18 protein-coding genes and 1 other RNA gene are annotated in these 19,854 nt (G+C 45.0%); 11 read left to right on the forward strand and 8 right to left on the reverse strand.

Translation table 11 applies throughout. The features are described 5' to 3' along the window. Window positions 1-5: 5 nt before the first annotated feature. The 6 genes from DWX23_RS16920 (at window position 6) to DWX23_RS16945 (ending at window position 7,538) form a co-directional block, all read left to right on the forward strand. On the forward strand, window positions 6-899 hold the full coding sequence (locus DWX23_RS16920; protein ID WP_122375349.1) for an efflux RND transporter periplasmic adaptor subunit: 894 nt from the start codon (window positions 6-8) through the stop codon (window positions 897-899). Window positions 900-908: 9 nt separating this feature from the next. Beyond that, window positions 909-4,034 (forward strand): efflux RND transporter permease subunit, encoded by a 3,126-nt coding sequence (locus DWX23_RS16925; RefSeq protein WP_122375350.1) that lies wholly within the window; start codon window positions 909-911, stop codon window positions 4,032-4,034. A gap of 52 nt (window positions 4,035-4,086) precedes the next feature. Further along, window positions 4,087-4,503, forward strand: coding sequence for an EamA family transporter (locus DWX23_RS16930; RefSeq protein ID WP_075556725.1), 417 nt, complete (start codon window positions 4,087-4,089; stop codon window positions 4,501-4,503). Next, window positions 4,500-5,174 (forward strand): response regulator transcription factor, encoded by a 675-nt coding sequence (locus DWX23_RS16935; RefSeq protein ID WP_122375351.1) that lies wholly within the window; start codon window positions 4,500-4,502, stop codon window positions 5,172-5,174. The genes DWX23_RS16930 and DWX23_RS16935 overlap by 4 nt, the downstream gene beginning before the upstream one ends. Beyond that, the gene (locus DWX23_RS16940) at window positions 5,171-6,241 is read left to right on the forward strand and encodes a HAMP domain-containing sensor histidine kinase (protein WP_122375352.1); all 1,071 of its coding nucleotides are present in this window, start codon (window positions 5,171-5,173) and stop codon (window positions 6,239-6,241) included. The genes DWX23_RS16935 and DWX23_RS16940 overlap by 4 nt, the downstream gene beginning before the upstream one ends. 67 nt (window positions 6,242-6,308) lie before the next feature. After that, complete coding sequence (locus DWX23_RS16945) at window positions 6,309-7,538, forward strand: phosphatase PAP2 family protein (protein WP_233587643.1); 1,230 nt, start codon at window positions 6,309-6,311, stop codon at window positions 7,536-7,538. A gap of 20 nt (window positions 7,539-7,558) precedes the next feature. Here DWX23_RS16945 and DWX23_RS16950 read toward each other — a convergent pair whose 3' ends face one another. After that, window positions 7,559-8,311 (reverse strand): response regulator transcription factor, encoded by a 753-nt coding sequence (locus DWX23_RS16950; RefSeq protein WP_122375354.1) that lies wholly within the window; start codon window positions 8,309-8,311, stop codon window positions 7,559-7,561. An 89-nt stretch (window positions 8,312-8,400) separates the two neighbouring features. Here DWX23_RS16950 and DWX23_RS16955 point away from each other — a divergent pair, with 89 nt between their 5' ends. Both DWX23_RS16955 and DWX23_RS16960 read left to right on the forward strand, forming a co-directional pair. Next, window positions 8,401-9,051, forward strand: a complete 651-nt coding sequence (locus DWX23_RS16955) for a DUF1349 domain-containing protein (RefSeq protein ID WP_075556902.1) — start codon at window positions 8,401-8,403, stop codon at window positions 9,049-9,051. A gap of 97 nt (window positions 9,052-9,148) precedes the next feature. Further along, the gene (locus DWX23_RS16960; RefSeq protein WP_122375355.1) at window positions 9,149-10,795 is read left to right on the forward strand and encodes a diphosphate--fructose-6-phosphate 1-phosphotransferase; all 1,647 of its coding nucleotides are present in this window, start codon (window positions 9,149-9,151) and stop codon (window positions 10,793-10,795) included. A 75-nt stretch (window positions 10,796-10,870) separates the two neighbouring features. On the opposite strand, the gene DWX23_RS16965 is transcribed toward DWX23_RS16960, so the two are convergent. Genes DWX23_RS16965 through DWX23_RS16980 form a run of 4 tightly spaced genes read right to left on the reverse strand, consistent with a single transcriptional unit; the run spans window position 10,871 to window position 12,670 of the window. After that, window positions 10,871-11,509, reverse strand: coding sequence for a hypothetical protein (locus DWX23_RS16965; RefSeq protein WP_122375356.1), 639 nt, complete (start codon window positions 11,507-11,509; stop codon window positions 10,871-10,873). 53 nt (window positions 11,510-11,562) lie between these two features. Then, window positions 11,563-11,895: an NINE protein gene (locus DWX23_RS16970; RefSeq protein WP_122352160.1), complete on the reverse strand. Its 333-nt coding sequence runs from the start codon at window positions 11,893-11,895 to the stop codon at window positions 11,563-11,565. A 51-nt stretch (window positions 11,896-11,946) separates the two neighbouring features. Then, window positions 11,947-12,318: a DUF2752 domain-containing protein gene (locus tag DWX23_RS16975; RefSeq protein WP_122375357.1), complete on the reverse strand. Its 372-nt coding sequence runs from the start codon at window positions 12,316-12,318 to the stop codon at window positions 11,947-11,949. Between the two features lie 10 nt (window positions 12,319-12,328). Further along, on the reverse strand, window positions 12,329-12,670 hold the full coding sequence (locus DWX23_RS16980) for a TM2 domain-containing protein (protein ID WP_122352162.1): 342 nt from the start codon (window positions 12,668-12,670) through the stop codon (window positions 12,329-12,331). A gap of 87 nt (window positions 12,671-12,757) precedes the next feature. On the opposite strand from DWX23_RS16980, the gene DWX23_RS16985 reads away from it, so the two are divergent. Continuing rightward, window positions 12,758-13,360, forward strand: a complete 603-nt coding sequence (locus tag DWX23_RS16985) for a riboflavin synthase (RefSeq protein WP_122352163.1) — start codon at window positions 12,758-12,760, stop codon at window positions 13,358-13,360. 65 nt (window positions 13,361-13,425) lie between these two features. On the opposite strand, the gene DWX23_RS16990 is transcribed toward DWX23_RS16985, so the two are convergent. From DWX23_RS16990 to rnpB, 3 genes are all read right to left on the reverse strand, one after another. Next, the gene (locus DWX23_RS16990; protein WP_122352164.1) at window positions 13,426-14,793 is read right to left on the reverse strand and encodes an MATE family efflux transporter; all 1,368 of its coding nucleotides are present in this window, start codon (window positions 14,791-14,793) and stop codon (window positions 13,426-13,428) included. Between the two features lie 10 nt (window positions 14,794-14,803). Then, window positions 14,804-16,180 (reverse strand): YihY/virulence factor BrkB family protein, encoded by a 1,377-nt coding sequence (locus DWX23_RS16995; protein WP_122352165.1) that lies wholly within the window; start codon window positions 16,178-16,180, stop codon window positions 14,804-14,806. Between the two features lie 44 nt (window positions 16,181-16,224). Beyond that, an RNA gene (gene rnpB, locus DWX23_RS17000) (RNase P RNA component class A) lies at window positions 16,225-16,581 on the reverse strand. 495 nt (window positions 16,582-17,076) lie between these two features. Between rnpB and DWX23_RS17005 the strand changes: the two genes are divergently transcribed. Together DWX23_RS17005 and DWX23_RS17015 are read left to right on the forward strand one after the other, a co-directional pair. Next, window positions 17,077-18,654: a Do family serine endopeptidase gene (locus tag DWX23_RS17005; protein WP_122375358.1), complete on the forward strand. Its 1,578-nt coding sequence runs from the start codon at window positions 17,077-17,079 to the stop codon at window positions 18,652-18,654. Between the two features lie 143 nt (window positions 18,655-18,797). After that, on the forward strand, window positions 18,798-19,658 hold the full coding sequence (locus tag DWX23_RS17015; protein ID WP_005641668.1) for an RNA polymerase sigma factor RpoD/SigA: 861 nt from the start codon (window positions 18,798-18,800) through the stop codon (window positions 19,656-19,658). The last annotated feature ends 196 nt before the right edge of the window (window positions 19,659-19,854 follow it).

Below are 19,854 nucleotides of genomic sequence, written 5' to 3' on the forward strand. Positions count from 1 at the left end.
ATCTTATGAAATGTATCGTATTATTACTGGCAATATGCCTGACTGCCTGCGGGCGGTCATCCGGCGATGCGGAGACTTCCTATGAGAAGCCCCGGACATCCGTTACGCTGACACATGTTACACCCGGCAGGATCAGGAGCGAAATCGTACTTTCCGGTACGACTGTCTATCAGAACAAAACGATAGTTACGGCTCCTATCCCTTCCTTTATTTCTGAAGTAAATGTACAACCCGGCATGAAGGTAGAGGCAGGTCAGCTTCTTTATAAATTGGAAAGCAAGGAACACCGTGCCTTGTCCGGTGAACCGCAGGAAAACAGGTTGGGGATGGTGGCTGTCAGAGCGGCTGCCTCCGGAATCGTAACGTCTGTGATGCAGCAAACAGGCAGTTTCGTTGCCGAAGGGACTGCCCTTTGCACGCTTGCCGATCTGAACAGCCTGGTCTTTGAGTTGAACGTGCCTTACGAACAAAGCCGTTATATTATACCGGGGAAGACCTGTACGATCGTATTACCGGATGCGACGGTCTTGAAGGCTGTTATCCGGACTCCGCTGGCGACGATGAACACCGCTTCGCAGGTCCAGCAGGTAGTGGCCCACGCTCGTTCGTCTTTCTTGCCTGAAGGATTGACTGTCAAAGTGCTGGTCGATACCGGACATACCGGAAATGAAATCAGGCTTCTGCCTAAAGCAGCCGTACAAAGCGATGAGATGCTGACCGGTTATTGGGTGATGAAGCTGGCAGACGATAGTACTGCTGTCCGGATTCCCGTAATCATAGGAAATAGTTCAGCGGACAGTATCGAGATAGTATCCCCTTTGTTTTCTGCTTCCGACCGTATTGTCCTGAGCGGCAGTTACGCATTGGAAGACAGTGCCCGTGTCGTTATCCTCAAATAGAAAGCAGCAATGAACACAATACAGAAAAGAAGTTTTCATCAGCTCTATAGCAAACCGATCCTCTTTTTCGGTTTATTGTTGCTGATGGCCGGTATCTTTTGTTATACCCGTATGCAGACGAATCTGTTTCCGGAAGTGTTGTTTCCGCGTATTACCGTCATTGCCGATGCGGGGCAGCAGCCGGTAGACAGGATGATGATTACCGTGACCAAACCTCTGGAAAGTGCAGTAAAGAAAGTGCAGGGAGTAACCGTGGTGAAAAGCAGCACCAGTCGGGGCAGTTGCGTGATCGAAGTGTATTTTAACTGGGGACTGGATATCTACGCACTCAAGACTCAACTGGAGAGCCGGATTAACGAGATAAAGAGTTTCCTTCCGGCAGGGATTGTCATTTCTGCCGAGGCGATGAACCAGTCTTTGTTCCCGGTGTACGGTTATACGCTGGAGAGTAAAACACATAGCCGTATCGCGTTGCGGGATGTGGGTAATTTGATCGTGCGGCCTGTCTTTTCACAGGTTAAAGGGATCAGCAACGTGGTCGTGAGAGGCGGGAAGGCTAAAGAGTTTGTCGTTATTCCGGATGCGGTACGGATGTCTTCCCTCGGCATCACTCCGGAGTTGGTAAAAAGTGTCTTTGAACAGACTAACTTTGTGCTGGGCAATGGGAATGTGGCGGATTATAACCGTTTGTATCTGACCCTGACCGATACCCGTATCAATGATATGCAGGAACTGGAGAACACGATCATCCGCAACGACGGTGTCCGTACGGTCCGCCTGAAAGATATCGCCCGTGTGGAAGTGCAGGAACAACAGGAGTTTCTGAAGATCAATGCCGGAGGGAATGATGCCGTACTGATCGACCTGGTCAAGCAGCCGGGAGTCAACCTGCTCGAATTTGCCCGGGATGTGGAAGTTCGGGCAGATGAGGTCCGGGCACAGCTTCCTGCAGGCTATGAGTTGAAACCTTATTACAATCAGAGTGCTTTTGTCGGCGACAGCATACACAGCGTTATAAAGACGATTTATGAAGGATTGTTCCTCGCCATTGTAGTTATGATTCTTTTTCTGCGCTCCTGGCGTGCGAGTCTGGTGGTTATGCTGACCATTCCGGTGACACTGGCTTTTAGTATTTTACTGGTTTATCTGGCTGGTATCACGATCAATATCATGTCGTTGGGAGCCATAGCCGCTTCTGTTGGACTGATAATAGACGATGCGATCGTTATTATCGAACAGATTTACCGGGAGCATGAAGAGCGTCCCGGAACCGACCGGTTTACGGTTGTCCGGCATGCTATACGGAATCTGTTTCCGGCAATGGTCGCTTCTTCGCTGGCTACCATCGTGATTCATTTCCCGTTCCGGCTGATGAGCGGGTTGGCGGGAAGTTTCTTTAAAGAGTTGTCCGACACGATGCAGTTGACGATGGTGGCTTCGTTTCTGGTGACCTGGCTTTTGCTTCCGGTCTTTCATCTGATGATCGGCTATAAAAAGGCATTTGGACCGAAGCGGGCAGATGCTCCGGCCGATAATAATATGGAAGAGAAAGCCGTTCATAAAGTTCACAGGCTTACCGTACTTTACGGCAAACCGTGGATTGCCGTCTGCTTTGTCCTTTTTCTGGCAGGGAGCGGATGGTTCGCTTCTTCACGACTGACTACCGGTTTCCTGCCTGATCTGGATGAAGGGACGATCGTGCTCGACTATCATTCTCCCTCCGGTACGGATATTGAAGAGACTGATCGTCTTTGTCGGCAGATGGAAAAGATTATTCTGGCGCATCCCGATGTGGATACTTATTCCCGTCGTACTGCTTTGGGGATGTCTTTCAAGACGCGTCCGAGTAATTTCGGGGATTATCTGATCCAACTGAAGAAGGTGCGGACGAAGACGACGCCGGAGGTGATCAGTGACCTTCGTCACTCTCTTTCTTTAGCTGTTCCGGCCATGACCATTGACTTCGGGCAACGTATTTCCGATCTGCTGGGTGATCTGATGAGCACACCCAAACCCATTGAAGTGAAAATATTCGGAAATGATTATGCTACTTTGCAGGAGCTGGCAGCCCGGGCGGAGGAGGTGATGAGAACTGTGCCCGGCGTAGTGGATATCGATAACGGGCTGATTCCTGCCGGAGCTTCCCTGGTTTTTATCCCTGACCAGGAACGATTGTCGCAATTCGGTATCTCGTTGACAAACTTTCAGGAGCAACTGGCTGCATATACAGGGGGTGTTCCGTTGGGACTTCATGCAGACGTCATTGAGCCTAACCCGGCGCAGGCGGCTATGACCGGTGGTTTACAGATCGGTTCTATTCAGGAGGGAGAACAGATGAGGCGTATCTTGTTGCGTTTTACCGACTTTGCGGACAACTCACCCGAAAAGCTCCGTAACCAGTTGATTTTCCTTCCCGACGGAAGTACGCGCCCGCTTTCTTTCTTTTGCCGGGTAACAGTCATTCCCGGTGAAATAGAACAACGGCGTGAAGACCTGAAAAGTAACATCACCCTGACTGCACGCCTGGAAAATCGTGATCTGGGTAGCGCGATGGGTGACCTGCAACAGGCGTTTGCCCGGCAATTGACGTTACCTGCAGGTTGCAGCCTTGTCTACGGAGGCGCTTACTCCGAGCAACAGCAATCGTTTAAAGAGTTATTGCTGATTCTCGGTCTGGCAATTTTGTTGGTGTTCGGTGTACTTATGTCCCTGTTCCGGCAGTGGAGGATTTCATTGGCTGTGTTGTTTATCTCGGTAACGGGTATCTGTGGTTGCCTGCTGGCATTGTGGGTGACAGGTGTTCCGTTGAATGTCAGCAGTTATACGGGGATAATTATGATTGTCGGTATTATTGCGGAGAACTCTATCTTCACGGTCCATCAGTATCGTATGAACCGGAAAGCCGGTGGCGATGTGGCGGGATCTGTCAATTATGCCATCGCTTTGCGTATCCGTCCCAAACTGATGACGGCCATAGGGGCGATCCTGGCACTGATGCCGTTGGCTCTCGGTATCGGTATGGGGGCACAGATGCAGCAACCGCTGGCTGTAGCCGTCATAGGAGGGTTTGTTGCCGGGCTGCCGTTGCTGCTGATCGTTCTGCCGAGCCTGATGATGTTAATTTATAAACGGTAAAAAGAATTCTCAGGAAATATGTAAATTTGTCATATCCTAATCAGTATGTATTATGTGGAAATATTATGCGCTTCTATCGGCTCTCTTTGCTGCCTTAACGGCTATATTTGCGAAAGTGGGTGTCAAAGGAATTAATTCAGACCTGGCAACGGCTATCCGGACGTTGGTTATTTTGTTGATCACGTGGGGGATCGTATTCTTCGGTAATCATGTCGGTGAGATAAAAGAGATCAACCGGCATACATGGACTTTCCTTATCCTGTCGGGGATAGCGACGGGACTGTCCTGGTTGTTTTATTTCAAGGCGATACAGGAAGGGGATGTTTCACGTGTGGCTCCGATCGATAAGCTGAGCGTTGTTCTCACGATCTGTCTTTCTTTCCTCTTTCTGAAGGAACCTGTAAGTTTGAGAGTGATTATCGGCGGACTGCTGATAACCGGTGGAAGCATTTTAATGATTGTGAAATGAAACTGTTGATCATTGAAGACGAACGGGAACTGTCCGGCAGCATTGCCGGCTTCCTCAATTCCGAGAACTATTTGTGTGAGCAGGCTTTTACTTTCGGGGAAGCGATGGAGAAAGTCAATTTATACGATTACGACTGTATCCTGTTGGACCTGATGCTGCCCGGAGGCAACGGTTTGGATGTCCTGCGGGAGATAAAACGGCAGAACAATCCGGCCGGAGTGATCATCGTTTCAGCGAAAGACTCTCTGGATGATAAGGTGAACGGTCTGAAGATCGGGGCTGATGATTATCTTGCCAAGCCTTTCCATCTGCCTGAACTGAGTATGCGTATTTATGCTATTATCCGCCGCAGGCAGTTTTCAAGTAGCAATACGTTGTGTAGCAACGATATCAGTGTCGACCTGTTAAGTAAAGAAGTCCATGTAAAGGACCGGATAGTGGTTCTGACCAGGACGGAATATGAGTTGTTGCTTTTCTTTATCGGAAATCGTAACAAGGTGATCTCTAAAAGTGCCCTTGCCGAACATCTGAGCGGTGATATGGCCGATATGTTGGATAACCAGGATTTTGTATATGCCCATATCAAGAACCTGAAGGCCAAGCTGGCGGAAGCCGGTGCGGACGATTGTATCAAGAACGTGTATGGAACCGGATATAAGTGGATCGAATGAAAAGTCTGTTACATAAAAGCCTGACGCAGTTTATCGTCTGTGCAGCTGTGTTGTTGTTGCTTGCTACTCCTTTGTTCTATTATCTGACGAAGTATTTTTATGCCGAGGATCTGATAGATATAATAGAGGCGGTAGAGGCGGGAAATCCGTTGCCGGCAATGGATCTGGAGAGGGATCTGCTGGTCGGAGTGGTTCTGCAGTTTGTGTTGATCACCGGTGTGTTGAGTATTGCCCTTGTCCTGATGATGAGGCTTATTTCCAAGCGCCTGTGGATACCTTTCGACGATACGCTCCGGCGTATAGAAAGATTCTCTCTCGAAGGAGGAAGTATTCCCCGGTTTATGCCGAATGACACACAGGAGTTTACCCGGCTGAATGCCGCCCTTACCCAGCTGATGAAAAAGAACCTGGAGAGTTACCGTTTGCAGAAGGAGTTTACGGAGAATGCTTCGCACGAACTGCAAACCCCTTTGGCTGTGTTTCAAAGCAAACTGGATCTGTTGTTGCAGCAGTCCGATATGACGGAAGAACAGGCGGAGATCGTCCAGAGCCTGTATGAAGTGACGCGCCGCCTGTCCCGCCTGAATAAAAACCTGTTGCTGCTTGCCCGTATCGAGAACGATCAGTATAAACAGATGGAAGAGATGGATGTGGCGTGGACTTTGAAAGAAATGTTGCCTTTACTGGAAAAGCTGACGGAAGGGATAACGGTGCATACGGATCTCGGAGCTCTTCCGGTTCAGGTAGAGGCTAACCGGACGTTATTGGAAAGCCTGATAAATAACCTGATTATAAATGCTGTGCGTCATAATGTGAAAGACGGGGAAATCTTTATTTCCGTAACGGATCGCCGACTGACCATCGCGAATACGTCGGCGGAGGCGGGTTTGGACGAGCAGTTGTTGTTCAGCCGTTTTTACCGTCCTTCGGAGAAGGTGCAGGGGAACGGTTTGGGGTTGGCTATCGCAAAGGCTATATGTGAATATCATGGTTGGCATATACATTATATATATAAGGAAGGTTTGCATCGGTTTACCGTATCTTTCGACAAGAAGGAAGTAGGCTGACCAAATTCAAATTATCTACAAAATTGCTTTCTAGTTTTGCTGCCGTCATTCATAGTTATATTCAATGATGCGTAGCAAACTATTCTTTTTATTCTTATTATCTGTCTCTTGGGGTGTGCATGCACAGGTCGATACTGTAAAGATCTTTCCCCGGGAGAGTGGCTTTCAGCGGACTATAAACAAGGTAACTTCTTCGCGGGCTTATCAGATGACTTATATCGGTGTCCCGCTTGTTGTCGGAGGATTGATCGTGAAAAGTGAAGACGATCATTTCCGGCAGTTGAGGAATGCTTATCTGCCTGCGTTCAGCCGCCGTTACGATGATTATACCCAATATCTTCCGGCTGCCGTGATGCTGGGAATGAAAGCGGGAGGCGTGGAAAGTCGAAGTTCGTGGGGACGGATGCTGGTTTCGGATACTTTTTCCGCTGTGATCATGTCGACGGTGGTGGGGCAGTTGAAAGTTCATACCAAAGTGATGCGTCCTGATGGTTCCAACGATCATTCTTTTCCGTCCGGCCATACGGCAACGGCATTTATGACGGCGACAATGATGAGCAAAGAATATGGTTTCAAAAGTCCGTGGTATAGTATCGGGGCTTATTCGGTGGCCACTGCGACCGGGCTTACGCGGATGGCAAACAACAAGCATTGGCTGAGTGATATCTTGGCAGGGGCAGGTTTCGGTATCCTGTCGACGGAGTTGGGATATTTCTTTGCTGACCTGATCTTCAAAGAGAAAGGACTGAACCGTTCCGCTTCTTCTGAGACATTCGATCGTTTCCATGTTCCTTCATTTCTGGGGCTTCATCTGGGGCTTAGTGTTATTCCTGGCGAGTATCGCTTAAATGATCATTCCCGGATGAGTTTTTCTTCCGGTAGCAGTGCGGGTGTCGAGGGAGCCTGGTTCATCAACCCGTATGTCGGGTTCGGCGGAAAGTTCACGGTAGCGAATATGTCTGTGATCTTGAATGAGGTAGCCGAAGACGAGTCGTTGGATTGGATAGCGGGATATGCCGGAGCATACTTCTCTTATCCGTTGGCTTCCCGTCTGTTGGTCGGTAGTAAGTTGCTGGCCGGATACGGTCACTATTCTGCGTGTGACCTGTCGACCGTGACAATCGGTAATAGGGGCGGTATGAGTATGGAAATGGGCGGTTCGATGACGTTTCTGGCTAAACAGAATCTGGGGGTAAAGTTCTTTCTGGATTACAATTTGACGCCGGTGGCTGCCCCGTCCGATAAGAAGTGTACACAGATCCTTACGGTGGGGAGTTCTATTTCGGTAACGTTTTAATCAGGGAAAGATCGGTGCCGTCAGATCAGTTTCAGCCCTTTGGCTATCCGGCATGCCTCGATGGAATTGCTTACGTGCAGCTTTTCCAGGATATTCTGCCGATGCCTGTTTACCGTATTTATGCTGATCGAGAGGGTGGAAGCAATCTCTTTGCTCATCATGCCCTGTTCTATTAGCTGTAGAATCTCTCTTTCTCTTACGGATAAAATATCGTTATAAGTCTGTTTCTGCAGTTCCAGGATTTGTCCGTCGGCAGAGTTGATGATGGCACTGTCTAAAGACGGATCGACTGTCAGGTTGTAAAGACATAAAGACAACCGGATGCTGCCGTTGGATTGGCTGGCGATGTAGAACATTCTGTGTAGTACATGGATATATTTGTCGGTATTATCACGCATCCGGATATGACTGACAATATGATAGTCGGCACGTTCCTTTTCCGGAATACTTTTCAGAAAGTCCAGGAACCGGAGTTCCTGCAGGTGTTTTTCCAGCAGGTCGTCGGGATGGATACGGCTGAAGATCTCTTCTTCCCAGATCGAGTGGATCGTTTTGTTGGAGCCTCGTTCGGTCACCCCCAGCTTCTCTGCCATTCCTCCGTAGTAGATATGGCTCGTGTTCGTTTTCATATCACTGAGTACTGCGATCGAATTTTCAATCTGTGCATATGTGGATGCGATCAGTTTACATTCATTGAGCCGGTTCGACAACTGTTGCTCTTCTGTGAATGTCTGTTTCAGTAATTCGTCGTTCAGTTTGTTTACGATATCCATATCTGACGGGTAGAATGGTTATTAATCAGTATTGCATGTTTATCGGTAAGCGTCTACCTTTGCAAAGGTAAATAAAATGTATGAAAATAATGAAGAAAATAATCTTAGGCGTATTCGCCTTACTGGCAATGGAAACAACATCGGCACAGACACTCGAAAAGATGCAGTGGTTCAACGAACCAGCACAATGGGAGATCAAGGACAAGACATTGTCTATGTTCGTCACCCCGCAAAGCGATTACTGGCGTATCTCTCATTATGGATTTACCGTCGATGATGCGCCTTTCTATTATGCGACTTATGGCGGCGAGTTTGAAGCCAAAGTGAAGATCACGGGCGATTATAAGGAGCGTTTCGACCAGGCGGGACTGATGCTGCGTATAGACCATGAGAATTATATCAAGGCCGGTATCGAATTTGTAGACGGTAAATTCAATCTGAGCACGGTCGTTACCCATAAGACCAGCGACTGGAGTGTGATAACGCTGGATAAACCTGTCCCTTATATCTGGATCAAGGCAGTCAGACGGTTGGATGCCGTCGAAATATTCTACTCCTTCGACGACAAGACTTACACCATGATGCGAAATGCCTGGTTGCAGGATAATACGCCGGTAAAGGTCGGCTTTATGGGTGCTTGTCCCGATGGGAACGGTTTTAATGTAAAGTTTGAACATTTCCAGGTAAAGCATTTGCCTGATCTGCGTAGATTGGAGTGGCTGAAGAAAAATGCGGAATAAACCTCTGTGTACCTCTTTCACGATTAAAGAAAAAATTCTATATTTGCACCGCTTTTAGGAGTAAATCAGATAATTTCTATATAAATCAGATTAAGAAATGACAAAGAGCGCATTACAAATTGCAAGAGCAGCTTACCAGCCTAAGGTACCCGCTGCATTGAAAGGTGCTGTAAAAGCCGTTGACGGTGAGTATACACAATCAGTTGCCGATCAGGAAGAAATCAAAGAACTGTTCCCTAACACGTACGGGATGCCGATCGTTACTTTCGAAAAGAGCAGCGAAAAGAAAAATATGCCTGCTATCAATGTAGGTGTGATCCTGTCAGGCGGTCAGGCTCCTGGTGGTCATAACGTGATTGCCGGTATCTTCGACGGTGTAAAAGCTACAAACAAAGACTCTCGTCTGTATGGCTTTATCCTGGGTCCCGGTGGTCTGATCGATCACAAATATATGGAACTGACTGCTGATATTATCGATGAATATCGTAATACAGGTGGTTTCGATATGATTGGTTCAGGCCGTACTAAACTGGAAACAAAAGAACAGTTCGACAAAGGTCTTGAAATCCTGAAAGAACTGGGTATCTCTGCTCTGGTTATTATCGGTGGTGACGACTCAAATACAAATGCTTGCGTATTGGCTGAATATTACAAAGCTATCAACGCTGGTGTACAGGTTATCGGTTGCCCGAAGACGATCGACGGTGACTTGAAGAACGAACAAATTGAAACTTCTTTCGGTTTCGATACTGCTTGTAAAGTATATTCAGAAGTGATCGGTAACATCCAACGTGACTGTAACTCAGCTCAGAAATACTGGCACTTCATCAAATTGATGGGACGTTCAGCTTCTCATATTGCACTGGAATGTGCTTTGCAGACTCAGCCGAATGTGGCTATCGTTTCAGAAGAAGTTGAAGCTAAGAATATGTCTTTGGACGATATCGTAACTTATGTTGCTGAAATCGTAGCAAAACGTGCAGAAGCTGGTAACAACTTCGGTACTGTATTGATCCCTGAAGGTCTGATCGAATTCGTTCCGGCTATGAAACGTTTGATCGCTGAATTGAACGACTTCCTGGCTAAACACGATGCAGAATTCAAGATGATCAAGAAGAGCGAACAGCGTGCTTATATCATCAGCAAACTGACAAAAGAAAACTCTGATCTGTATGCTTCTCTGCCGGAAGGCGTTGCACGTCAGCTGTCTTTGGATCGCGACCCGCACGGAAACGTTCAGGTTTCTCTGATCGAAACAGAAAAGTTGTTGTCTGAAATGGTAGGCAAGAAATTGGACGAATGGAAGAAAGCCGGTAAATATAACGGTAAGTTCTCTGCTTTGCACCACTTCTTCGGTTACGAAGGCCGTTGCGCTGCTCCGTCTAACTACGATGCTGACTACTGCTATTCTTTAGGTTACACTGCTTCTTGCCTGATCGCTGCCGGTAAGACTGGTTATATGTCATCTGTTCGTAATACGACTGCTCCTGCTGACAAGTGGATTGCCGGTGGTATTCCTGTAACAATGATGATGAATATGGAAAAACGTCATGGTGAAATGAAACCGGTTATCCAGAAAGCTTTGGTGAAACTGGACGGTGCTCCTTTCAAGAAGTTCGCTGCTAACCGCGACGAATGGGCTTTGACTACCAGCTACGTTTATCCGGGTCCGATCCAGTACTTCGGTCCGACGGAAGTTTGCGACGAACCGACTAAGACGTTGCAGTTGGAACAGGCTAAATAATTAGTTAGAAATATAGTCTATATAATATATAATAGAGGTAAGGCGTAGGCTTTACCTCTATTTTTTAGGTAACGACTATATGCTGACATCGATTGAGTATTTGCTCAGCGGTTCTTCACCTGCTTGTTTCAGTATTCTGTTTGCCTTCTTGAGACAAATATCATTGAAGTCTTTTTCTATACAGATGAAATTGTGACGTACATACATGGAGTCTACCGGGACAATTTTCATCTTCTGAAGGTCAATGTCAATAATCTGTTTTTTTAAATTCTTTTTATTGATACTTCCGCAGGCATACTGTATAAATGCAGACAAAGCATTTAGTAAAATCTGAACGGTATCATGAGGCACTCTGCGATTATAAAATAAATGATGATAAAATGAAATTACCATGGAGCGTGTATTCTCATCGTAGCTATTTAGCAAAAACTGGTATTCCTGATAGTCGTCAAGCAAATCGTCGGCTAACTGGTTTTTATCGAACAAAAGATTTGTAGGAGCAATATTTATCCCGGTTACCTCTTCGAATTTATCAGCAATGAATTCTGCATCTTTATATGTTATATCAGTCTTTGTACAATCCTTTTTTATCTGGATGGAGTCGAAAAGTGAATATCCGGTCAACAGAGTATACATTAGCATCGCTCTGCCGCATATCGGATGATCCATCATTGATTTAGAAAGCTGATCCATCTGATTTTGTGTTGTTTTCATAATAGTTGTTTTATTAATATTAATACGGAGACAATGTACAAAATATAGTTGACTTATGATACTATTTTCATCAATATATTCATATTATGTCGTTTGGTTGCACCGGTGATCAGGAACCAGTCGACGATCCACCAAAGTCCCAGTCCGCCGCCGGTGAGAAGTTTGCCGATCCCTTTTCCGATATCGCCGAGCAGAAAACGGTCTAAGCCGATTGTTCCCAGGAAAATAGAGGCGAGAAGTATCTTGCCCGGACTTTTGAAAGGTGTTGTCGTAAGAAGGAATTCTTGTTCCGGGGTGAGATTAAGCAGGCGATTGATCGGAATCTCATATTCAGGGAATTTATGTTCATTGGCCAGAAGAAACTGGTCTACTTTTTCAGCTTCCATATATTAGTCGATTAATTAATGTTTGGCAAAGATAGTCATTTCTCTTGTCTTCTACAGCCCTTTATGGATATTCCATATCCAATTCAGGATCGTTAGTAAGACGATCGGTAGGAGAACGTATTTATTGGTAAGATGATGTTCCGATCTGTTTAACCAGTCCCGGAACTGACGGTTTTTCCGTATGAAGTCGGAAGCTAATCCGGTTATATAGAAAATAGCCAGTAAAGTGAACAGTAAACCATACGGATTGATCAGGATAGATGTGTAGATGTCTCCTTTCAGTAAGCTGGTTAAAGCGCGTCGTGTACCGCATGCCGGACAGGGATATCCGGTAATTGTGTGAAAGATACATGGGAATGACAATAATATATATCCCGCCATGATGACCAGGACGGGATATACATATTTATTTCTTATTTCCACGAGAATGGAATTAGAGCATTAGTATGTTTTGTAACTGTTCCAGGTTTTTCTTTTTAGTTGCGTCCATGATCAGGAACCAGTCGATAATCATCCATATTCCGCAACCACCCAGGGTAACAAGTTTGCCGACACCGAGTCCGACGTCGCCGATCAGGAAACGGTCTATTCCCAGTGATCCCAGAAAAATAGAGATGATCAGTATCGTTGTCGGGTCTTTGAAATCGCAGGTTTGTAAATAAATTAGCTTGGATTCATCTAAGGCTAACAAACGATCTCTGATAAAAGGCATCTGACTGGCAGGCAATTTGCTGCTGTTTGTCATGAGGAACATATCCACTTTTTGTGCGTCCATAATTTTATAGATTGATTTACTAACGACAAATATAGTGTTTTTTCGTATCTTTGAACCTGATAATATTAATTTAAACAACACAATACTATGTTCTCAGGAATTGTAGAAGAAGCTGCTCAGGTGGTTGCGTTGAACGCAGATCAGGGAAACCTGCATATCACAATGAAATGTTCATTTGTAAATGAGCTGAAAATTGATCAGAGTGTGGCACATAACGGCGTTTGCCTGACGGTGGTAAACCTGACCGACGATACGTATACGGTGACAGCCATTCAGGAAACATTGGACCGTTCCAATCTGGGATTATTGAAAGTGGGTGATCTGGTAAATCTTGAACGAAGCATGATGATGAACGGTCGCCTCGATGGCCATATCGTGCAGGGGCATGTGGATCAGACTGCCGTTTGTAAGAATGTACGCGAAGCGGATGGTAGTTGGTATTATACGTTTGAATATACGTTCGATAAGGCAATGGCGCAGCAGGGCTATATGACGGTGGAAAAAGGTTCCGTTTGTGTGAACGGCGTCAGTCTGACTGTTTGCAACTCGCAGCAAAATAGCTTTGAAGTGGCTATTATTCCTTATACGCACGATAATACGAACTTTTGCCGGATCGAAGAGGGAACGGTTGTCAATCTGGAATTTGATATCGTAGGCAAATACATCAGTAAGATGATGCAGTTCAAATGAAAGTTTTCCTCTCATAAGCCAAACAACGACAGAGTGACCGGGCTTTGACCCGGCACGTTCGGTCGTTATTTCACGACACATCTTTTCTTCCAGATATCCATCTTGTAATATATATAGGTAATGAGCAATCCGATAGCAATACTGATGCCAATTGCCCACCAGATACCTTGTCGTCCGTACCAGGCACTTAGCTGGTAAGCCAATGGTATGCGGATCAACCACAGGCAAAGCAGGCTGGTGACCATCGTGAAAATGGTATCGCCAGCACCACGAAGGGCTCCGTTGTATATGTTCAGGGCACCGTGGACGATAAAGAAACCTCCGATAATCAATAAATATTCTTTCCCGATGGCGATTACGGCCGGATCGCTGGTAAATGCACGCATCATCTCTTCTCCGAAAAAGTAAACGGCGGTAAAGGTGATTACGCTGAATATAACGTTGACCAGCATGGTAAACCGGAGCCCTTTGCGGACACGGTCGAAATGTCCGGCTCCGATATTTTGTCCGCAAAAGGCGGCTAAAGCTCCCGACAGGGTCAGGACGGCCTGTGTTATAATGGTATCTATTTTTCCGGCAGCGCCATAAGCTGTCAGTGTATCGGTGCCGAAACTGTTCACTATCCCGAGAAGTGCGATCAGGCCCAATGCGATTGCGCATTGCTGGACGCTGGTGGGTAGTCCGATTTTCAGTCCTTCTTTGAAGAGTGTCATATCAAACAGTAGATCCTGCTTTTTGATGGAGAGTAGGGGATGCGTATTGTTTACATATCCCAATGCGACACACATGCCGATTCCTTGTGCTATGACAGTTGCACGTGCCGCACCTTCAATTCCCCAGTCGAACCCTACGATGAAAAGTAAATCCAGTACGATATTCAATACTGTCGTAATGAAAATGAAGATCATAGGACGGACGGATTCACCTACGCCTCTCAATATGGAGATGATACTGTTGAATGTAACAAACAGGAAAGTTCCTCCGATATAAATCCTGAAATAAGCAACGGCACCAGGTATAACTTCTTCCGGCGTATTTGTCAGACGGAAGATCGGTTCTGCAAATATGATCCCGGCAATTGAAAGAGCAATGCCTGCCACCAGCATAAATATAAAGAAGGAGGAAAATGCCCGCTGTACTTTATCATATTGTTTAGCTCCGAAGAATTGTGAAACGACCACTGATGTTCCGCTTCCGACACCGATGACAAGTGAAATGATAAAGTAGTAAATAAAGAAGGATGCAGAAACGGCGGCCAATGCCTCTTTTCCCAGAAACTGTCCGACAATGATACTGTCAGTGATATTATAGAGTTGTTGTAACAAGTTCCCGATAAGAAGCGGCAAAGCGAAACGTACGATCACTTTCCACACGGGACCATGCGTCAGGTCATTTTTGTTCCTGGGTGGAACTGTCAGCTCTTCATCCTCCATTTTCAATCGTTTAGAGATCTTTGAGAAGGATGTTGTCGTTCGCTTTGATCATATCTTCCCGGGTTTTTAGTAATGCATGCCATTCTTTGGTAAAAAGTTTGGAAGTATCTATCTTGAAATTTTCGGAACCGTATTCATCCATTTTGGTGAACAGGTAACCGACTGTTATTTTATTTATGTCGATAGCGGGTTGATAATAAACGACTCGTTCATCATCTCCGTAATTTACTTCTATAATGATACCTAGTTCGGTAAGCAAATAAAGAATATCTGTAGTAAGACGGATAGGGATGCGGTAGGCATCCGACAATTCGTCGGCCGTATATGGTTTTTCCCCGTTAACGAATCGTTTTATGATCAGGGAAGAGATAAGCAAAGTCAGGAAGTCCTTATATCTGCGGCTGATGTTTTTACTGTCGCGTTCAAAGCTGAACTTTTTTACATTCTGTGAGGCATACGACAGTTCGGCCCCGAAAAGACATATCAACCAGGATAATTGTAACCATAGTAATAATAAAGGTAAGGCGGCGAAACTACCGTAAATGGCATTGTACTTACTTACCCAGATTTGTCCGGTAATGTAAATGAACTGGAAGAACTGGAAAGCACAACCTGCGATTATACCTGCGATCAATCCGTTGATGAACCTGACTTTTGTGTTGGGAAGAGACAGGTATAAACCGGTAAAAGCCATGATCGTAATAATATAAGGTACTACATTCAGAGCAAGTTCAACCAGTGGGGTGAAAAACAGGTAATTGCTCAGGAATGAATTTTGCAAGGTAGAAGCAAAGATGGAAAGTCCGCTGGAAGCTGTCATCAGTACCGGTAATATAAGGAACAGAGCCAGGTAGTCGGATATTTTTCTATACCAGGGTCGTGACTTTTTTATTTGCCAGATATCGTTAAAGGTATCTTCAATGGAAGAGATCAGGTTGATGACCGTATAAAATAGCAAGACAAGACCAATTCCGATAATAACACCGCCTTGTGCCTGTGCCAGGTAATTCTCTACATACTGGAAAGCCTTGTTGAGTTCGTTTTCGTGTCCGGGAAAGTAATAGAGCAACTCTTTCCGGACGGTTGCCTGAAATCCGAAACCCTTGGCAATACCTACTAATACAGCTAATAAAGGAACAATGGCTAGAAATGTGCTGTAGGTAAGGGCTGATGCTTTGGTTTGCAGATTCTCACTGTTGAATCCGCGTACAGCAAGTATGATTGTCTTGATCGTGTTGATATAAAGCTCTTTCAGGCCGCTTACTTCATTCTCTGTAATTCTCCAGATGTCGTAAGTTACAAAACGAATGGTTCTTGTCAGCAAGGCGTTGATCCGTTCTATCAGAGGCTTTTTATCACCAGTCTTTTTATCCGTCTTCTTCTTCATGCTGTGATTTGTAAGGGCAAAAGGTGTTTGCCGGATGAATAAAAAAATGCAGCCTGCCTGTAAGCCGGGTCCTGTGCTCCAACCGGAGTCGGAGTGTCTGCCATTTATCTTGTCTTACCGTCACCGGCAAGCTTTAGCGGTCTACCCCCCGGCATCGGACGAGCAATCCTACATACGCCGGTATACATGACCTTACAACCCATAAGATGTACGGCATCCTGTATTGCTACAGGATCCGGTGAGCTCTTACCTCACCTTTTCACCCTTACCGGACGGATCCGGCGGTTATTCTCTGTTACATTACTCAGCCCTTGCGGACTGCTTCCCGTTAAGAAGTATGGTGCTCTGTGTTGCCCGGACTTTCCTCACATCCGAAGATGAGCGACAGACCGGCAGGCTGCAATGCGACAAAGATAGGTATTTTAGTTGACAGTTGACGGTTGACGGTTGACAATTTTGGGTAAAGATAAGGGCAGGGTGTTTATCTGTTTGTCTTTGGGTTACTTACCGAATAAGGGCTGGTTTACTTAGTAAGTAGTAGGGATATCTGCTTATCGAGTTGGCGAAGAGTTACTTAATAAGTGGATCAAAGGTTACTTGATAAGTAAAGGAAACTCTTTCTTTAATCTGTCAACTGTCACTTGTCAACTGTCAACTTAGTTGAACTTTCTGCCGTTCTTACTGTTATATTACTGAAAGCATGACCATTTGGCAGGGGAGTGATTGTTAAAAAGGTACTTTGCAATGCACAGTACTGTTAAGCGCAGTTAACCCCGGATAATTCGCCGTTAAAAGTGATAAAAAATCAAGGCTAAATGGAATAATCGCACGTTTTTTGAGTTTTCTTTGTCGAAAGAAAAGTGTTAAATTTAAATGTTTGATAAAATAAAAAGAGTATGAGAAAGATGTGGAAAAATGTGCTTGGTTTTGTTCTCGTAGCTGCGATCAGTACGGGTGCGGCAGTTGGAACGAGTGCTTATTTGATGAATAAAAATCAATCAGTATATAATGCCTCGAACTCGACTGCGGCGAATACTTTTAATCAGCCTTACCGGTTGACGGGTATGAATGCAGTTGCTGCAGAGAATACCGATTTTACTACTGCTGCGGAGAGTACTGTGCACGGAGTTGTACATATCAAGGCAACAACGAATGCTAAACAATCTGCAGATGGCGGAGGCCAGCAGCAGTATATGGATCCTTTTGAGTACTTCTTTGGATTCGGGGGCCGTGGAGGTTTCCAGCGTCCTCAGCCGCAGCCTCGTGTAGGAGCCGGTTCAGGAGTCATTATTTCTACCGATGGATATATAATCACTAATAACCATGTGATTGATGGTGCTGATGAATTGGAAGTAACATTGAATGATAACCGTAAATTCTCAGCGAAGTTGATCGGAACCGATCCTACAACAGATATTGCATTGATTAAAGTAGATGCAAAAGATCTTCCGACTATTCCGTTCGGAGATTCTGAGAAACTGAAAGTAGGAGAGTGGGTTCTGGCTGTAGGTAACCCTTTCAATCTGACATCGACTGTAACTGCCGGTATCGTTAGTGCAAAAGGACGCGGTATCTCTATGGGAGGCGATAGAAGTAAAATCGAATCGTTCATCCAGACAGATGCAGCAGTAAACCCTGGTAACAGTGGTGGTGCTTTGGTGAATACGAAAGGTGAACTGGTTGGTATCAATACAGCTATCTATTCTGAAACAGGAAACTTTGCCGGATATTCATTTGCAGTGCCTATCAGTATTGCTGGTAAAGTGGCTAGCGATTTGAAACAGTATGGAACTGTTCAGCGTGCAATCCTCGGTGTATTGATGATGAGTGTGGGTGATATTGCCGATCAGCTGAGTTATCCGAATCTGGATAGTAAATTAAAAGAAGAACTGACCGAATTGAAATCGAAGATTAAAGTTTCTGAAGGAGCTTGTGTTTCAGATTTTGCTGAAAGAAGTTCTGCGAAAGAAGCCGGAATCGAGAAGGGTGACGTGATCATTGCTGTTAATGGAGCTAAGATTAAAAATGCTAATGCATTGCAGGAACAGATCAGCAAATATCGCCCGGGTGATAAAGTTCAGATCACTGTAGACCGTAATGGTAGCAGTAAGACATTTAATGTAGAACTTCGTAATGCACAAGGTAGTACATCTGTAGTGAAGAGCGCAGGTGATAACAGTGCAGATGTTCTTGGAGCCGCTTTTAAAGCGTTGACGGATAAACAAAAACGTGAACTTGGTGTAAGTTATGGTATTGAAGTAACAGGATTGTTGAAAGGTAAATTGAAAGATGCCGGAATCCAGAAAGGCTTTGTTATCATGATTGTCAATGACCAGAAGATCTCTACACCCGAACAACTGGAAAAGTTGGTAGAAAAGGTCTTGAAAGGAAATGCAGACGATCGTTACATCGTAGTGAAAGGTTTCTATCCGAACGGACGTACAAAAGTATATGCTATTGATCTAGCCGAATAATAAAATAAAGTTATATTCGTCTTATTTGGCGGGAAGATTGTTAAAGGTTTATAATTGGTCGGGTGTAGGGTGCACTCGACCAATTTTGTCAATAAAAATAATATTATCTTTGCACCCTGATATTTCTCAATTAAAAACATTGGATGAGACAGTTAAAGATCACAAAGTCCATTACCAATCGCGAAAGTGCTTCGCTTGATAAGTATCTTCAGGAAATAGGCCGTGAAGATCTTATTACAGTGGAAGAGGAAGTAGAATTGGCACAGGCAATTAAAAGAGGCGACCGGAGAGCATTGGAGAAATTAACCAGAGCTAACCTGCGTTTCGTCGTTTCTGTAGCTAAGCAATATCAAAACCAGGGATTAAGTTTACCTGACCTTATTAACGAAGGTAACCTGGGGTTGATTAAAGCGGCTGAGAAATTTGATGAAACCAGAGGGTTTAAGTTCATTTCGTATGCTGTATGGTGGATTCGTCAGTCTATTTTGCAGGCTTTGGCAGAACAGTCGAGAATTGTTCGTCTTCCGTTGAATCAGGTGGGTTCGCTGAATAAGATCAGTAAAGCCTTCTCTAAATTTGAACAGGAAAATGAACGTAGACCTTCTCCCGAAGAATTGGCAGACGAACTGGATATTCCTGTAGATAAAATTTCAGATACTCTAAAGGTGTCTGGAAGGCATATCTCTGTGGATGCTCCGTTTGTAGAAGGCGAAGACAACAGTCTTTTGGACGTGCTTGTGAACGATGACGCTCCTATCGCTGACCGATCGTTGATGAACGAGTCATTGGCAAAAGAAATTGACCGAGCACTTGCTACACTAACCGAAAGAGAATGTGAAATAATCAAAATGTTTTTCGGTATTGGCTGTCAAGAAATGACATTGGAAGAGATTGGCGACAAATTTGGCCTCACTAGAGAGCGCGTCCGCCAGATCAAGGAAAAAGCAATCAGAAGATTAAGACAAGGAACACGTAGCAAGCTCCTCAAATCGTATTTAGGTTGACCTCGGGTAAAACCAAAGAGGTAAACAAAGCTCCATATCCAGAAGGATACGGGGCTTTTGTTTTTTTGTACATAATATATAGGGAATAATTGTTATCTCGAATAAGCGTGAAGTTTATGAATATTTTTTTTGATATCTAATAGTCAGTCCTTCAGAATTATAGTGTTATGATAACGTTATTATCTAAAAAATAGTT

It is taken from the genome of Parabacteroides sp. AF18-52, from assembly GCF_003479145.1.
Lineage (GTDB): Bacteria > Bacteroidota > Bacteroidia > Bacteroidales > Tannerellaceae > Parabacteroides > Parabacteroides faecis.

Excerpts from the sequence above, each read along its gene's own strand:
- DWX23_RS16980 (WP_122352162.1), bottom strand. The coding sequence starts at position 12,670 with ATGGACGCACAAAAAGTGGATATGTTCCTCATGACAAACAGCAGCAAA.
- DWX23_RS16970 (WP_122352160.1), bottom strand. The coding sequence starts at position 11,895 with ATGGAAGCTGAAAAAGTAGACCAGTTTCTTCTGGCCAATGAACATAAA.
- DWX23_RS16920 (WP_122375349.1), top strand. The coding sequence starts at position 6 with ATGAAATGTATCGTATTATTACTGGCAATATGCCTGACTGCCTGCGGG.
- DWX23_RS16925 (WP_122375350.1), top strand. The coding sequence starts at position 909 with ATGAACACAATACAGAAAAGAAGTTTTCATCAGCTCTATAGCAAACCG.
- DWX23_RS16985 (WP_122352163.1), top strand. The coding sequence starts at position 12,758 with ATGTTCTCAGGAATTGTAGAAGAAGCTGCTCAGGTGGTTGCGTTGAAC.
- DWX23_RS16935 (WP_122375351.1), top strand. The coding sequence starts at position 4,500 with ATGAAACTGTTGATCATTGAAGACGAACGGGAACTGTCCGGCAGCATT.
- DWX23_RS16990 (WP_122352164.1), bottom strand. The coding sequence starts at position 14,793 with ATGGAGGATGAAGAGCTGACAGTTCCACCCAGGAACAAAAATGACCTG.
- DWX23_RS16940 (WP_122375352.1), top strand. The coding sequence starts at position 5,171 with ATGAAAAGTCTGTTACATAAAAGCCTGACGCAGTTTATCGTCTGTGCA.
- DWX23_RS16945 (WP_233587643.1), top strand. The coding sequence starts at position 6,309 with ATGCGTAGCAAACTATTCTTTTTATTCTTATTATCTGTCTCTTGGGGT.
- DWX23_RS16960 (WP_122375355.1), top strand. The coding sequence starts at position 9,149 with ATGACAAAGAGCGCATTACAAATTGCAAGAGCAGCTTACCAGCCTAAG.
- DWX23_RS16965 (WP_122375356.1), bottom strand. The coding sequence starts at position 11,509 with ATGAAAACAACACAAAATCAGATGGATCAGCTTTCTAAATCAATGATG.
- DWX23_RS17005 (WP_122375358.1), top strand. The coding sequence starts at position 17,077 with ATGAGAAAGATGTGGAAAAATGTGCTTGGTTTTGTTCTCGTAGCTGCG.
- DWX23_RS16955 (WP_075556902.1), top strand. The coding sequence starts at position 8,401 with ATGAAGAAAATAATCTTAGGCGTATTCGCCTTACTGGCAATGGAAACA.
- DWX23_RS16930 (WP_075556725.1), top strand. The coding sequence starts at position 4,087 with ATGTGGAAATATTATGCGCTTCTATCGGCTCTCTTTGCTGCCTTAACG.
- DWX23_RS16950 (WP_122375354.1), bottom strand. The coding sequence starts at position 8,311 with ATGGATATCGTAAACAAACTGAACGACGAATTACTGAAACAGACATTC.
- DWX23_RS17015 (WP_005641668.1), top strand. The coding sequence starts at position 18,798 with ATGAGACAGTTAAAGATCACAAAGTCCATTACCAATCGCGAAAGTGCT.
- DWX23_RS16995 (WP_122352165.1), bottom strand. The coding sequence starts at position 16,180 with ATGAAGAAGAAGACGGATAAAAAGACTGGTGATAAAAAGCCTCTGATA.